The sequence below is a fragment of the Microbulbifer maximicatervae (SeqCode) genome (genome assembly GCF_052467825.1).
Window position 1 is genome coordinate 3200884 of sequence record NZ_CP174327.1, and the last position, 15479, is coordinate 3216362.

The window sequence follows — 15479 nt, forward strand, 5'->3', positions numbered from 1 at the left end:
TTGCGGCCGGATGGCATTCTTGCGTCTAATTGGCCTCAAGCTCACATTGCCCCGATATTGATGAGTTCTATTGGGGCAAGTTGGCATTTGGTAGCGATCGTCATGTTTGACTTGACCGCTGCTTGGTCGGATTGATAATCCCGACTGAACATTACTGTGAAGAATAGCGCTGAATGCTCTGGCGACACCAAGTAATATTAAAGGTTTGGTGTCCCGCCCGGCAGAGAAAAATATCGAGTTTATAAATACATGCGTCTGAAGTGCATCAAGCTAGCGGGCTTCAAGTCTTTTGTTGACCCTACCACTGTCTATTTTCCGACAAACCTCAACTCGGTGGTGGGTCCCAATGGCTGTGGTAAATCCAACACCATCGATGCGGTGCGCTGGGTTATGGGGGAATCCTCCGCAAAGAACCTGCGCGGCGATTCGATGACGGATGTTATCTTCAATGGCTCCAGTGGCCGTAAGCCCGTGGGGCAGGCCTCGATTGAGTTGGTATTTGATAACTCTGAGGGCAAGCTTTCTGGAGCCTATGCGTCTTTCTCGGAGATTTCCGTCAAGCGCAAGGTAACCCGGGAAGCACAGAACACCTATTACCTGAATGGCGAGAAGTGCCGCCGCCGCGATGTAACCGATCTCTTCTTGGGTACCGGCCTTGGCCCACGCAGCTACGCCATTATTGAGCAGGGCATGATCTCCAAGTTGATCGAAGCCAAGCCCGAAGAGCTGCGCGTCTATATCGAAGAGGCCGCCGGTATCTCCAAATACAAGGAGCGCCGCCGGGACACCGAAAACCGGATGAGACGGACCTCTGAAAACCTTGAGCGCCTCACGGATATCCGCGATGAGCTGGATCGCCAGTTGTCCCGACTGGAGCGACAGTCCGCAGCAGCGGAAAAATACAGCCGATTTAAAGAGGAAGAGCGCAGCCACAAGGCTAATCTTCAGGCGCTCAAATACCGCGAACTGGATGACCAATCCAAGGCCAAGCAGCAACAAATAGGTGAGCTTGAACTCACCGTTGAAGAGCTGGTTACCCGCCAGGTCACCTGTGACACAGGCATTGAGCAAAAGCGCGTGGGGTACCACGAGCTGTCTGATAGCTTTAACGAAGTCCAGGGACGCTTTTACGCCGTCGGTGGAGATATCGCCCGCTTGGAGCAGAGCATTGCCCACGCTCGTGAGCGCTCTACTCGCCTGCATTCCGATTTGGCGCAAACCGAACAAGAATATCGCGAGGCGGAGACCAATCTCGAAGTGGATCGCGAAAAAGCGGCCCAGTTTGAGGAGGAGCTTGAGATTATTCTGCCGGACCTGGAGATGGTTTTGGCAGCAGAAGAGGAGTCTGCTGCGGCACTGCTCGAATCTGAAGAGCAGATGCGCAATTGGCAGAACGAGTGGGACCAGTTTAACCAGGGTGCCTCTGGCTCCCGTCAGAAAGCTGAGGTACAGCAATCCCGCATCCAGCACTTGGAAACTTCTGGCCAGCGGCTGCTGGAGCGGGTCAACAAGCTATTGGCGGAGCAGTCCGGCCTCCAGGTCTCTGACGACGATGAAGAGACACTGCAGCTGAACGAGCAGATGGCCGAGCTGGAAATGCAGGCTGAAGAGCGCCGCGAGGAAGCGGCAGAGCGTCGCGAGTCTCTGGACAGTCTCCGTGTGCAGGAGCGGGAGCTGGCTACCGAACTCGATCAGTTACGCTTGCAGCTGCAAACCGGGCGCGGCCGTCAGGCGTCTCTGGAAGCCTTGCAGCAAGCTGCTTTAGGGCAAGGCAAGGCAGTTGAGAATTGGCTGCACCAGCAAGCCCTGGCTGACAAGCCCCGGCTCGCCGACCAGATTAAAGCCCAGCCCGGCTGGGAAACCGCAGTTGAAACTATCCTCGGCCCCCAATTGCAGGCGGTATGTGTTGAGCAGCTCGAGTCCGTGGCTGAAGGATTGGCGGCACTGGAAAGCGGTCAAGCGGTTCTGATCGATAACAGTGCTGTAAATAGCAGTGCGAAGGGAGCACTTCCTTCGCTGCAGGATATGGTTCAGGGGCCGGCATCTCTCTCCGGCATCTTGGCGGGAATTTATACCGCAGAGGATTTGACTGAGGCGCTGTCCAGGCGAGCGAATTTGCAAGCTCATGAGTCTATTGTGACTCGCGATGGGCTCTGGCTCGGTCCTAACTGGTTGCGAGTGAATCGCGCCAGTGATGCAGAGGCCGGGGTCCTGGCGCGCAAGCAGGATCTTGAAACCCTGGGGCAGGAGTTGGCCCTATGTGAGGAGCAGATAGAGAGTATTGCCGAGCGACGCGAGTCCCTGCGCACGCAAACGGTCGATCTCGAGCGCTCCATCGAACAGGCTCGCAATGAGTCCGACCAGCTCGGGCGTCGCGAGGCAGAGCTGCGCAGCCAGTTGTCCGCCCGACGGGCGCGTGCGGAGCAGATGAATGAGCGCCGTATCCGAATTGAGCAGGAAATCGATGAGGTGCGTGAGCAGCAGGAGTTGGAAGGGGAGTCCCTGTCGGAAGCTCGTCTAATGCTGCAGGAAGCTGTCGAGGCGATGAGCGATGATACCGATCGTCGCGAAACGCTAATGGCACGCCGGGAGGAATTGCGCGAAGCTTTGGATGCCGTGCGCCAGCGCGCGCGGGAGGACAAGGATCGCGCCCATGAACTGGCTATGCGCGAGCAGTCAGTGCGCACCCAGATGGTGTCTCTCGAGCGCACTTTGCAGGTGATGAGCGAGCAGCTGGAAAGGTTGCGCAGTCGTCGTCAGCAATTGCAGGAGCAAATGGAGGAGACCCAGGACCCCTCCCAGGATTTTCAGGCTGAGTTGGAAGAAAAACTCGGCGAGCGTATTGAGGTGGAAACGGAACTCGCCGATGCGCGCAAAAAGCTGGAAGAGGTTGAGACCGGCCTGCGCGAGCAGGAACAGGAGCGCCACAAAGTGGAGGCGGCTCTTCAGGGAGTGCGCGCGCAGCTTGAGCAGGAGCGTCTCGCTGCGCAGACTCTGGAAGTGCAACGAAACGGATTGGTAGAGCAGCTGCGCGAGAGCGAGCACGATATCGATCAGCTGCTCGAACAGTTGCCTGGCGATCTGACGATTAAACAGGTACAGGAAGATTTGGAATTGGTAGCCGCGCGTATCTCGCGTCTCGGGCCGATTAACCTCGCCGCTATCGATGAATACAAGCAGGAGTCTGAGCGCAAGAACTACCTGGATCGCCAGCATGGGGATCTGATGGAAGCGCTGGAGACCCTGGAAAATGCAATTAAGAAAATCGACAAGGAAACGAGAACCCGCTTCAAGGAAACTTTTGATCAGGTAAATGCGGGCCTGCAGGAACTCTTCCCGAAAGTTTTCGGTGGTGGTAATGCCTATCTGGAACTTACCGGTGAAGATCTGCTCGATACTGGTATCGCGATCATGGCCCGCCCGCCGGGCAAGCGCAACAGCACAATCCATCTGCTCTCGGGTGGAGAAAAAGCGCTGACAGCGATCGCATTGGTATTCTCGATTTTCCGTCTGAATCCAGCACCTTTCTGTATGTTGGATGAGGTGGATGCTCCCCTTGACGATGCTAACGTTGGTCGTTACGCACGAATGGTTAAAGAAATGTCAGAACACGTTCAGTTCATCTATATTACCCACAACAAGATCGCAATGGAGATGGCGGATCAGTTGCTGGGGGTTACCATGCACGAGCCGGGTGTATCCCGACTGGTGTCGGTGAATGTGGAAGAAGCAGCCGAGCTGGCTTCTGCATAAGGGCGTAAAGGGAGAGGCGCTAAAAAATGGATAACTGGCTGGTTACAATCCTGGTTGTCGTTCTGCTGGTCGTTGTGGTCGATGGCATACGCCGGGCGATCTTGCGGCAGCGCGCGGCAGTTAAGGTCTCCCGCAATCTGTCGCGGGCCATGCAATCTGAAGTAAAAAATGAAGCTGATCCGGTCTCAGAGAAGGCTGAAGAAGAGCCCCCGGTCCGCAAACCCCTAGAGACGCGGGAGCCCAAGCCCGCAAACAGCGAATTGCCCGGGCAGGCTCGCGTTGTTCAGCGCCGTCCGCTAGAGGATGCGCTACATGTGAATCGCCAGGTGCAGGAGAGCTTTATTTCCTCGCGCAAGCCGCTCGCTGGCAGCAATCCCCAGAGGAGCCCGGAAGAGCAGGGTATCCTCGATTTGGAAGAGCAAGTCCCCACTCTGATGGAGTCGGTCGGTGAAGAGCAACGCTATGAGCCTGCATTAGATGAGGCTGAAAGCCTAAATGCGATGGATAGCGCTCACAGTCCTGAGCATGAAGCGGTGCATGAGGATTCTCAACCCGAACGATCTTCTCAGTCTCCAAGCTGTGGCAGTGTTGGTGAAGGTGCTCCCACCCGTGAGGTGCTGGTGATTAATGTAATGGCGCCAGAAGGGGATTACTTCGAGGGTAATGACGTACTTCGGGTAATGGTTGCCTGTGGCATGCGCTTTGGTGAAATGAATATTTTTCACTACCATGAGCACGGCGGTGCTGATGGGGCCATTATCTTTAGTCTCGCCAATATTGTTGTGCCCGGCGTTTTCGACTTGGCCCAGATGGAAGAATTTGCCACGCCAGGTGTTAGCCTGTTCCTGACACTACCTGTGGAAGGCGAGGCGATTAAAGCTTTCGATCAACTGCTTTCCACCTCATACAAAATTGCCGAGCTGCTCGGTGGCGAATTGAAGGATGAGAATCGCAGTGTATTTACCGCGCAAACGGCGGAGCATTATCGTCAGCGGGTTGTGGAGTACCAGCGTCGCAGGACTTTAGCGATGGCGCAAAGCTAGCTCGCAATCTCTAAATAATTGTTGCCATTTTTAATGCGGCCCGGGATGCCGGCTGATTTTCATTTTGGAAATTAGCCGTAAGCTCGGGCCGTATTTGCATGTAAAATCGAAATAATTTTCTAACTATTATTTTTATTCACTCGAATTGCCGATGACTCATCAAACTATTTCCCCTCAAGTGCGCGAACGTGTTCAGGAATTACATGAAATCCTCCAGCGTGCGAATCACCAATACTATGTGCTTGATGATCCCGAGTTGCCGGATATTGAGTACGACCGGCGCCTGCGCGAGTTGCAGGACCTGGAAAGTGAATATCCTCAGCTGCTAACTCCGGATTCTCCCACCCAGCGGGTCGGCGCAGAGCCGCTTTCCTCTTTTCAGGAAGTTCGCCATGAGGTGGCGATGTTGTCTTTGGATAACGCCTTTAATGATGAAGAGTTGCTGGAGTTTGACCGCCGGGTGTGTGAGCGCCTCAACAGTAAAGGGCCGGTGGAATACGCCTGTGAACCCAAGTTAGACGGTATCGCTATCAGCCTTTTATATCGCGACGGCGTACTTGAGCGAGCGGCAACGCGAGGGGATGGCACGACGGGTGAGGATATCACCCAGAATGTACGCACCGTGGGATCTGTACCTCTGCGTTTGCGTCAAGCAGATGGTATTGAAAAGTATCCGGGTGTATTGGAGGTGCGCGGTGAAATCTATATGCCGAAAGCGGGCTTTGCCGAATTGAATCGCAAAGCGGCCGCGGCGGGTGAGAAGCTTTTCGTAAATCCTCGAAATGCCGCTGCCGGTAGTTTGCGTCAATTGGACTCCCGCATAACAGCGCAGAGACCGCTGGAATTGTGTGTTTATGGCACTGGCCTTGTAGAGGACGGTGAGCTGCCGGAAAAGCACGTTGAGACTTTGCAGCTGCTGGGACATTGGGGCTTCCGTACAAACCGGGAGATGCGCGTCGCTAAGGATATTCAGGGCTGCATCGACTACTACAGGGAAATCGGTGAGAAGCGCGAGGACCTCGCTTACGATATTGACGGTATTGTTTTTAAGGTCAACAGTATTCCCCTGCAGCGCCGTCTCGGCTTTGTGGCTCGCGCACCCCGTTGGGCCATGGCCTATAAGTTTCCCGCTCAGGAGGAAATGACTGAATTATTGGATGTTGAGTTCCAGGTAGGGCGCACCGGTGCGGTCACCCCGGTTGCTCGCCTACAGCCGGTTTTTGTCGGCGGCGTTACCGTTTCCAATGCAACTCTGCACAATAGAGATGAGATCGAGCGCCTCGGCGTGCAGGTAGGTGATACCGTCATTATTCGCCGTGCCGGAGACGTTATCCCGCAGGTGGTTTCTGTGGTGGAGAGCAAGCGCAAGCCGGGTGGCCACGCTATTGAATTCCCCACACATTGCCCAGTATGCGGCTCGCCGGTGGAATCCACGCCCGGTGAGGCGGTGGTCCGCTGTAGCGGCGGCCTGATTTGTAGTGCCCAGCGCAAGCAGGCCATCAAGCATTTCGCTTCGCGCAAAGCGATGGACATTGATGGGCTGGGAGACAAGCTGGTAGAGCAGCTGGTAGATGAGGACTTGTTACATTCGGTGTCCGGGCTCTACCACCTCACCTTGGAGCAGGTGGCGGGACTTGAGCGAATGGGGCAAAAGTCTGCCCAGAACCTCCTCGATGCACTGGAGCGCAGTAAAGAGACCACGCTGCCTAAATTCCTCTATGCCCTGGGTATCCGGGAAGTGGGTGAGGCTACAGCGCGCAATTTGGCGCGGCACTTTGGCGAATTGAATCCGCTAATGTCGGCAGATGTCGAGGCTTTGCAGGAAGTTGAAGATGTGGGCCCAGTGGTCGCTCATTTTGTTGCTGAGTTTTTTCAGCAGCCTCATGCCCAAGAAGAGGTGGAGGCACTGCAGCAGGCGGGTGTGCATTGGCAAGCGGAAGAGAGTGACGAGCAGGATCAGCCCCTGGCAGGGGAAACCTGGGTGCTCACCGGCAAACTGGAAACCCTGTCCCGCAGTGAAGCAAAAGATTACTTACAGAGGCTGGGTGCGAAAGTCGCAGGAAGTGTTTCCGCCAAGACCGGCACTCTGGTTGCCGGGCCAGGCGCTGGCTCAAAATTGACCAAAGCGCAGGAGCTAGGTATCACAGTTATGGATGAAGAGGCGCTTCTGGATATGTTGCGCGAAAGGGGCTTTGAGATTTAGTCCTGGTATTTTAGGCGGGGCACCATTAGTAACTGAATAGCCGAAGTTTTGAGCACTTTGCAGGTTCATGTTTTGTTTTGTGGCTTTCTGGTCGCTTCGCCGTTAAAGTTGATGCCTTAGATCTGTTTTGCCCTGGGTACCTGATGTCCAGTGGCACTGTGGTAAGGAATGGAATTAATGCTTCAGGGCGATCAGGAATCCATCGTTTACGGATGTATCAAAGACAGCAATAGCCTCGCTGGCGGCAGCGATCGGCGCAGGGTGAACCGCAATGCTGTGCTCGCCCTGCCCAGTGCTGATGAATGGCCATTCCTGTGCCGGGATATGTTTGCTATTCCCACCATTAAAGTGAAGCAGTCCCAGTATCAAACCGATGTTATCCACTTTGGCGCTTCCTATCGGGCGGTAGAGTACGAGTGGGATTTGTGGATACAGAAGTTTGAAGAGTTGCTGAAGAGTATGTATTGGGTTTCGGCAACTGTGCATTTGGAAACTGAGCTTTCCGGCGTTCACTCTTTCAGCTGGGAGTCCGCTGGCCTCTATCACGAGCCTGGCAGCGGCGATATGCAGGTTCGCTGCGAATGGACCCAAGAGGGTCGGGTGAGTATCTGATTTTTCTGGCCCGGTTGGTCCGGGCCCTCTCTTGCCTAATTGCCGCAAAGCAGATTTAAATAAGTAGCCCTGTCACAAATCCTATCTCTCTTTTTCTTTCCGCAACTATATTCCCTGATAGTCTCTGGAACTGAAACTTTGGTCTGTTAAAGTGTCTTTGCCGAACGGTACCAAGGTGCCGCGGCCGAGAAGCTGTAAAGCCAGATTATAAGAATTGGCGCGATCTGGGCGCCCTATCAGGAAGGAATACATATGATTAAATCCAGTTCTCTGCTGTTTGCCAGCGCACTGATGTTGTCGCCGCTGTTACATGCGTCTGAACACGAAAGCAAAATGGATATGAGCAGTAAGGCCCCAGCAGATGCCAAGGTCTATATTATCTCGCCGAAAGATGGAGAGAAGGTGCCCCAGACATTTACGGTGAAGTTTGGTTTGTCTGGTATGGGTGTGGCACCGGCGGGTACCAATCAAGAGAATACCGGCCACCATCATCTGCTGATTGATGTGGATGATATGCCGGATATGAGCAAGCCTTTGCCGGCGAGTAAGAACATCATTCACTTTGGCGGTGGGCAAACCGAGACTCAAGTTACCTTGCCACCCGGCAAGCATACGCTACAACTGGTTCTGGGCAACTATATGCATGTGCCACATAAAGAGCCTGTGATGTCCAAGAAAATTACCGTCGTGGTCGAGTAGGGCTGCAGCGGCTAAATAACCTTCTGTCGATGCATTAAGCGCATCTGGGGAGAGTGAAATGGGTGGCGAATTCCGCACTGAAAAGGACAGCCTGGGCGAAGTTCAGGTGCCGACTGAGGCGATGTATGGCGCGCAAACCCAGCGCGCCGTGGAGAATTTTCCTGTCAGTGGTCACGGCTTGCCGGCAGAGTTTATCCGCGCCATTGTGCTGATAAAGAAATCTGCCGCGGAGGCCAACCGGGACTTGGGGTTGTTGGATAAAGCGCAGGCTGAGGCCATTATCAATGCTTGCGACAGTCTCGGTGATGAGGAGTATGCCACTCATTTTCCCGTCGATATTTACCAGACAGGTTCTGGTACCAGCTCAAATATGAATGTTAATGAGGTGCTCGCCCACCTCGCAGAAAAGCACAGTGATCAAACCATCAGCTCCAATGATCACGTGAATATGAGTCAGAGCAGTAATGATGTGGTTCCTACCGCAATCCATGTGTCAGCCCTGCTTGCAGTGCGAGACACCCTGCTGCCTGCGTTGCGCCATTTGCACACTGGCTTGTGCGACAAGTCCACGGAACTTGAAAGTATTGTAAAAACCGGCCGCACCCATCTGATGGATGCAGTGCCTATGACAATGGCGCAGGAAGTTGGAGGCTGGGCAGCACAAATAGAAGCGTGCCGGGAGAGAATTCGCGCGGTAATGCCTCGGCTTGCCCAGCTGGCTCAAGGCGGTACGGCGATTGGCACCGGGCTCAATGCTCACCCGGATTTTGCCGAGCTGTTCGCGCAAAAAATCAGTGCCCACACATCCCATCAGTTTCGCCCGGCAGAGAACTTTTTTACCGCAATTTCCAGTCAGGATACGTCGGTGGAGTTGTCCGGGCAGCTCAAGGTGTTGGCAGCTTCCCTGATGAAAATTGCCAACGATTTGCGTTGGATGAACAGCGGTCCCCTTGCTGGCCTCTCCGAAATCGCCCTGGAGGCCTTGCAGCCAGGGAGCAGCATTATGCCGGGCAAAGTGAACCCGGTTATTGCCGAATCAGTTACTATGGTTTGTGCCCGGGTGATGGGTAATGACACCACAGTGACCGTGGCGGGACAGAGCGGCAATTTTCAATTGAATGTTATGTTGCCTTTAGTAGGCAGTACGCTGCTGGAAAGTATTAACCTGCTCGCGAATGCATCGACCCTATTGGCTGATCGAGCCGTTGCCAGTTTCGCGGTGAATCGGGCGCATATTGAGGGAACCCTGGGCCGCAACCCCATTTTAGTGACCTCCCTTAACCCAGTGATTGGCTACCTGAAAGCGGCGGAGATTGCCAAGGCCGCCTATGCCAGCTGTAGGCCAGTGCTGGATGTCGCTGTTGAAATGACGGACCTGGATAGAGAAACGCTTGAGGAATTGTTAGATCCCGCCCATTTGGCCAAGGGTGGGTTGGTTAGCTAGGGGCAAAAAAGGCGATTCCCAGCAGTATTAACGATATAATGGCTGTCAGGCACATAAGCCAGTGCAAAAGCCTTAACAGCGTGGCTCGATCCTCTGGTTCCAGCATTCTTCTGCTCATTGGTGCCTCCTGCGGCGTTGACAGGAACCGGCCAATCCCTCACGATTCGACGCCGCGTCGGTACTGGGTGCCGACAATACAATGGTAGCGCCACAAAATGTGGCAGTCTCACCTGTTTTGAAAATCAATGTATCCAGATCGTCATGGCTAAAAGAAGTCGCCGCTCCTTTATTACCAGTGTCCTCGCCTGTGTCGCCTTTGTAGTGGCGGCAGTCTACAGCTGGGACCTGCCTGTTAAGGATGTTGTCACCTATTTCATTCTTCTATTGGTGATATTGCTTGTCATCATTGCTCTGGCGTTTGGGTGCGGGGCTTTATTGAATTGGTTGCGCAGGCGTAAATAATAGATGGCGTCAACGGAAGAGGATATTCGCATCCCTATCGCCTACCTCGAGCGACTGCTCGAAGAGGCGACCAAACACGGGTGTGATCGCAAGGAGCTTTTAGCTTCTGTCGATATCGATGAGTCTGAATTGCAGGGAGTGTCTGCATTTTCAGCAGTGAAGTACGGCCGCTTGTACCAGCGCGTGATGTGGCTGGCGCAAAATGAGTGGTTTGGCATGCTTAGCGGTGGAAGGGTCCGTTCCGGGTCTTTTCGCTTGTTGTGTCTGGCGGTGGTGAATTGTGCAACCCTCCGCCAGGCGATTACGCTTTGTGCCGAATTTATGGAAATCTGCCGAGGTTTTAAGGTGAAGCCGGTACTCGGAGAAGGTGGCCATGGGCGCGAGCGGGTTGAAATTTGCGGGATCAGTTCGCTGGCCAAAGGCGAGTTTGAGCAGCTGCTGAATAACACGAGCCCCAGTGTGGTGCGTACAACTCTAGCGGTTTGGCACAGGTTTTATTGCTGGCTGGCAGGGCGGGAGATTCCGCTGGCCAGGTTGCACTTCTCATTTGCTTGCCCGGAAGAGTTTCGCAGTCTCGCGCAAAGCGAGGCCAATGAGTTGTTATTTGAGCAGCCGTTTAATGCGCTCGAATATGATACCCGCTACCTGGAATACCCTGTGGTGCAAAGCCCGCAGATGGTCGAGGACTTTATTCGCACCGCTCCTTATCACCTGGTGATCAGCGACGGCAGTGCCAATAGTATCAAAACCAAAGTAAAAACCATTTTGAACCGGGATGTGAGTGAGTCCATGCCTGCCGCAGAGGCGGTGGCGGAGAGGCTCAATATGTCGGTCACCACGTTGCGTCGTCGCCTGCAACAGGAGGGCACCTCCTACCAGAAGCTCAAAGACGAATGTCGGATGGAAGCGGCTTTCCACTACCTGAGCTGCCCGGATCTTTCCAATGGGCAGATCGCAGAGATGCTTGGGTTCGATGAATCCAGTGCTTTCTTCCGCGCCTTCAAAAAGTGGACGGGAATTACGCCAGGCGAGTATCGCCGGGGTGGTCGCGCCGCAGCTGGCCTGGATATTTGACTGGGCCAGTCACCTTTTTTCATCCTCTCGCCTCGATTTGTCACCGCTTTGGACGGGTTTGGCCATAGAGGGGGCTGCTTGCTTACTACTATGATGAACCAATCTTAGAAACTAGTCATAAATATGACTGGATGGTTTTGCCTCCGGTCCCAAACATAAGCGAATTGAGGTTATCAGGATGACCGATATCAAAATGCCACTGCGTGATTTGCGTTTCGTAATGCGCGAGATGCTGGACTCAGAAAAGCATTATGAGTCACTTGGATATGAGGAGGCTACTCCTGATGTCGTGGATGCCATCCTGGAAGAGGGTGCAAAGTTTTGTGAAAACGTTATTGCACCGCTGAACCAAATTGGCGACCAACAAGGTTGCACCTGGAAAGACGGTGAAGTTACTACCCCGGAAGGCTTTAAAGAAGCCTACCAGCAGTTTGTAGAGGGTGGCTGGGCTGCGCTGCCCCACGATCCTGAGTACGGTGGCCAAGGCCTGCCGCCCTCGCTCGGTACTATCATGAGCGAGATGGTTGGCACCGCCAACTGGTCCTGGGGCATGTACCCCGGTTTGTCCCACGGTGCCATGAACACCCTGGAAGAGCACGGTACTGAAGAGCAGAAGCAGGTTTACCTGACCAAGCTGGTTGAAGGTAGCTGGACTGGCACTATGTGTCTGACCGAGCCTCACTGCGGTACCGATCTGGGTATTCTGCGCACCAAGGCCGAGCCAAATGAAGATGGCTCCTACGCGATTACCGGCACCAAGATCTTTATCTCCGCCGGTGAGCACGACATGACTGACAACATTGTTCATATCGTACTCGCCCGCCTGCCAGACGCACCTGCTGGCACCAAGGGTATCTCCCTGTTTATTGTACCCAAGTTCCTGCCGAACGCTGACGGCTCTGCCGGTGAGCGCAACGGTGTAGTATGTGGTTCCCTCGAGCACAAAATGGGTATTCACGGCAACGCCACTGCAGTGTTGAACTTTGACGGTGCTAAAGGCTTCCTGATCGGCGAGCAGAATAAAGGCTTGAGCTATATGTTCACCTTTATGAACACTGCGCGCCTGGGTACTGCTCTGCAAGGCCTGGCTCACTCCGAGATCGGTTTCCAGAAGTCCCTGGCTTACGCAAAAGATCGCCTGCAAATGCGTTCTCTGTCCGGCGTGAAAAACCCGGAAGGCCCGGCTGACCCGATTATTGTTCACCCTGACGTGCGCCGCATGCTGATGACCCAGAAAGCCTTCTCCGAAGGTGGCCGCATGCTGGTTGTTAAGTGCGCACAGCTGGTTGATATCACTCACAAAGGCGATGCTGACGCGAAGAAAGCCGCTGACGATATGCTGGCGTTCCTGACGCCGATTGCAAAAGCATTTTTGACAGAAGCTGGTTTCGAATCTGCCAACCTGGGTATGCAGTGTTTCGGTGGCCACGGTTATATTGCCGAGTGGGGCGTGGAGCAGAACGTACGTGATGCGCGTATCTCCACTATCTATGAAGGCACCACTGGTATTCAGGCTCTGGACCTGTTGGGTCGTAAGGTTCTGATGACCCAGGGTGAATTGCTGCGCGGTTTCACCAAGCAGGTTCACAAATTCTGCCAGGCGGAAATTGATAACGAAGCACTGGCGCCATTCGTTGCTAAGTTGCAAGAGCTGAACAAACAGTGGGGCGACCTGACCTTGCACGTTGGCGGCAAAGCTATGGAAAACCCAGACGAAGTAGGTGCTGCTTCTGTAGATTACCTGATGTTCTCCGGTTACACCGTGCTGGCCTTCCTGTGGGCACAGGCGGCTAAAGTTGCCAATGAAAAACTGGCAGCGGGCACTGGAGAAGAAGATTTCTACAAGGCGAAAATTACTACCGCGCGTTTCTTCTTCGAGCGTATCCTTCCTCGCACTTCCAGCCACGCAACGTCCATGTTGAGTGGAGCAGGCAACTTGATGGAATTGGATGCCGAGCATTTTGCATTCTGATCCCGCTCTGAAATTAAAACCGCCGGCAAATGCCGGCGGTTTTTTTGTGAGTAATAAAGCGGCTTAAACGGAGAATTTCCGATGCAATTGCCGGATTCAGTTCAAGAGCGCCTGTGTCACTTAGCTTGTTCGTACCCGCTGGCTCGGGTACAGTTCCGGCTGCCAGATGCCTGTGACTTCTATGTTTATGTCACCGAAGTATCTAAAAATTACAAAGTGATTTCCGAATTTGGTCAGACTGATAATCCAGAACTAACATTGGAAATGGAAAACAGCACTCTCAGTGCTATATTGGACGGTCAATTAAGTGGGCGTCACGCCTTCCTTTTGGGGGATGTTCAATATTCTGGAAATCGCGAATTGGCCGCAGCATTGGCAGGTTTATTTCCTGCGAATAGTGAAGAGGGAGATCGGTAAAGAGAGGTTTTAAACCCTTCTTTTTCACCGTCTCAAAGATACTACAAACAATAAATAAATTCTCGCTCGCCAAGAGATATGGCAGCTTTCGCCTATGGAGACGGAAGGTGTGGGCAAGCGACGACAACAATCAGGAATGGGAGAAGAGAGTTGGACATTGATCGCAGCATACTTGATGTCTTTAAAGGCGCTTGCGCCAAATTCGGTGACCGGCCGGCTTTCACATGCCTGGGGCGTACACTTTCAATCAATGATATTGACACGCTGAGTGGAAAATTCGCCTCTTATTTACAAAATCATACCGACTTGAAGCCCGGCGATCGCATCGCTGTCCAGTTGCCCAACGTGTTGCAGTACCCAGTAGTTGTTTTTGGTGCACTGCGCGCAGGTCTGGTTGTAGTAAATACCAATCCGCTATATACACAGCGCGAGCTTAAGCATCAGTTAAATGACTCAGGAGCCAAAGCATTGGTTGTGCTGGCAAATATTGCCGATACCGCTGCTGCTGTTGTTGCTGAAACCGATGTAAAACAAGTTATTGTTACTGAGATTGCGGATCTGCACAGTCCGCTGAAGCGTACCTTGATCAACAGTGTGGCAAAGTACGTTAAGAAAATGGTGCCTGAATTTTCTTTTGCCAATGAGGTTAGCTTTCGCGATGCCATGGCAAAAGGCGCTGAGCGTCCTCATAAGGATGTTGAGCGCACCAAAGAAGATATTGCGGTTCTGCAGTACACCGGCGGTACTACCGGAGTTGCCAAAGGGGCAATGCTGACAAATGGCAATCTGGTTGCGAATATGGAGCAGGTTCGTATCGCATTTGCCAGTGGTATGAAAGAAGGTGAGGAGTTCTATATTGCACCTTTGCCTCTTTACCATATCTACGCATTTACCATCCACTGCATGTGCCTTTTCTCCACGGGCAACCACTCGTTGTTAGTGCCCAACCCGAGGGATATTCCGGGTTTTGTGAAGATGCTGAAAGGCCTGCGTTTCACCGGATTTGTTGGGCTCAATACCCTGTTCAATGGCCTGATGCGCAACAAGGATTTTGCTGAACTGGACTTCAGCAAATTGCACTCAACAGCTTCTGGTGGCATGGCGTTAACTCGCGATACGGCTAAGCGCTGGGAGGAAATGACCGGCTGTATGATCATGGAAGGTTACGGTATGACTGAAACCTCCCCGGTTGTTTCATTTAACCCTACTGATGGTGTTCAGCTGGGCACAGTGGGTGTTCCTGTTCCCGGTACTGAGGTCAAGGTTGTCGATGAGAATGGCAATGACCTGCCAAACAACTCTCCTGGCGAGCTGTGCGTGCGCGGACCTCAGGTGATGAAAGGCTACTGGCAGCGTCCGGAAGCGACAGCGGATACCATCGACAGTGAGGGTTGGTTGAATACCGGCGATATGGCTGTTATTCAGGATGATGGTTACATCAAAATCGTAGATCGTAAGAAGGACATGATTATTGTGTCCGGTTTCAATGTATATCCCAATGAAATTGAAGACGTGATCAGCGCGCATCCGAAGGTCACTGAAGCTGCCGCTATCGGTATCCCGGATGAGAAAAGTGGTGAGCAGGTGAAGCTCTTCCTGGTGAAGGCTGATCCATCTTTGACTGAAGATGAAGTTGTCGCCTACTGCCGTGAGCATATGACGGCTTACAAAGTGCCGAAGCATGTGGAGTTCCGTGAGGACTTACCCAAAACTAATGTGGGTAAAATCTTACGCCGCGAACTTCGCGATGAAGAGTTGAAAAAGCTTGAGGCTACTAGCGCTGCTTAAGTCGCTATTTAG

11 protein-coding genes are annotated in these 15479 nt (G+C 53.3%); all 11 read left to right on the top strand.

Annotation, left to right across the window (positions count from 1 at the left end):
- Positions 1–249 precede the first annotated feature (249 nt).
- The 11 genes from smc (at position 250) to ACJJII_RS14445 (ending at position 15467) form a co-directional block, all read left to right on the top strand.
- The gene (smc, locus tag ACJJII_RS14395) at positions 250–3753 is read left to right on the top strand and encodes a chromosome segregation protein SMC (protein ID WP_444916669.1); all 3504 of its coding nucleotides are present in this window, start codon (positions 250–252) and stop codon (positions 3751–3753) included.
- 26 nt (positions 3754–3779) lie between these two features.
- Positions 3780–4796, top strand: a complete 1017-nt coding sequence (zipA, locus tag ACJJII_RS14400) for a cell division protein ZipA (RefSeq protein ID WP_444916670.1) — start codon at positions 3780–3782, stop codon at positions 4794–4796.
- A gap of 151 nt (positions 4797–4947) precedes the next feature.
- Positions 4948–6999 (top strand): NAD-dependent DNA ligase LigA, encoded by a 2052-nt coding sequence (ligA, locus tag ACJJII_RS14405; RefSeq protein WP_444916671.1) that lies wholly within the window; start codon positions 4948–4950, stop codon positions 6997–6999.
- A gap of 177 nt (positions 7000–7176) precedes the next feature.
- The gene (locus ACJJII_RS14410; RefSeq protein WP_282933471.1) at positions 7177–7611 is read left to right on the top strand and encodes a hypothetical protein; all 435 of its coding nucleotides are present in this window, start codon (positions 7177–7179) and stop codon (positions 7609–7611) included.
- 252 nt (positions 7612–7863) lie between these two features.
- Entirely contained in the window at positions 7864–8310 is a 447-nt protein-coding gene (locus ACJJII_RS14415; protein WP_282933470.1) for a DUF4399 domain-containing protein, read from the top strand.
- 58 nt (positions 8311–8368) lie between these two features.
- Positions 8369–9754, top strand: coding sequence for a class II fumarate hydratase (locus ACJJII_RS14420; protein WP_444916672.1), 1386 nt, complete (start codon positions 8369–8371; stop codon positions 9752–9754).
- A gap of 261 nt (positions 9755–10015) precedes the next feature.
- Positions 10016–10216, top strand: coding sequence for a hypothetical protein (locus ACJJII_RS14425; protein ID WP_282933468.1), 201 nt, complete (start codon positions 10016–10018; stop codon positions 10214–10216).
- A gap of 3 nt (positions 10217–10219) precedes the next feature.
- A complete protein-coding gene (locus ACJJII_RS14430; RefSeq protein ID WP_444896680.1) occupies positions 10220–11290 on the top strand; it encodes an AraC family transcriptional regulator in 1071 nt (356 codons plus the stop codon).
- 178 nt (positions 11291–11468) lie between these two features.
- Entirely contained in the window at positions 11469–13262 is a 1794-nt protein-coding gene (locus ACJJII_RS14435; protein WP_282933466.1) for an acyl-CoA dehydrogenase C-terminal domain-containing protein, read from the top strand.
- Positions 13263–13343: 81 nt separating this feature from the next.
- Positions 13344–13679 (top strand): SCP2 sterol-binding domain-containing protein, encoded by a 336-nt coding sequence (locus ACJJII_RS14440; protein ID WP_282933465.1) that lies wholly within the window; start codon positions 13344–13346, stop codon positions 13677–13679.
- A gap of 150 nt (positions 13680–13829) precedes the next feature.
- Positions 13830–15467, top strand: coding sequence for an AMP-binding protein (locus ACJJII_RS14445; RefSeq protein ID WP_413665144.1), 1638 nt, complete (start codon positions 13830–13832; stop codon positions 15465–15467).
- The last annotated feature ends 12 nt before the right edge of the window (positions 15468–15479 follow it).

Coding starts and splice junctions, on each gene's coding strand:
- smc (WP_444916669.1), top strand. CDS start 250: ATGCGTCTGAAGTGCATCAAGCTAGCGGGCTTCAAGTCTTTTGTTGAC.
- zipA (WP_444916670.1), top strand. CDS start 3,780: ATGGATAACTGGCTGGTTACAATCCTGGTTGTCGTTCTGCTGGTCGTT.
- ligA (WP_444916671.1), top strand. CDS start 4,948: ATGACTCATCAAACTATTTCCCCTCAAGTGCGCGAACGTGTTCAGGAA.
- ACJJII_RS14410 (WP_282933471.1), top strand. CDS start 7,177: ATGCTTCAGGGCGATCAGGAATCCATCGTTTACGGATGTATCAAAGAC.
- ACJJII_RS14415 (WP_282933470.1), top strand. CDS start 7,864: ATGATTAAATCCAGTTCTCTGCTGTTTGCCAGCGCACTGATGTTGTCG.
- ACJJII_RS14420 (WP_444916672.1), top strand. CDS start 8,369: ATGGGTGGCGAATTCCGCACTGAAAAGGACAGCCTGGGCGAAGTTCAG.
- ACJJII_RS14425 (WP_282933468.1), top strand. CDS start 10,016: ATGGCTAAAAGAAGTCGCCGCTCCTTTATTACCAGTGTCCTCGCCTGT.
- ACJJII_RS14430 (WP_444896680.1), top strand. CDS start 10,220: ATGGCGTCAACGGAAGAGGATATTCGCATCCCTATCGCCTACCTCGAG.
- ACJJII_RS14435 (WP_282933466.1), top strand. CDS start 11,469: ATGACCGATATCAAAATGCCACTGCGTGATTTGCGTTTCGTAATGCGC.
- ACJJII_RS14440 (WP_282933465.1), top strand. CDS start 13,344: ATGCAATTGCCGGATTCAGTTCAAGAGCGCCTGTGTCACTTAGCTTGT.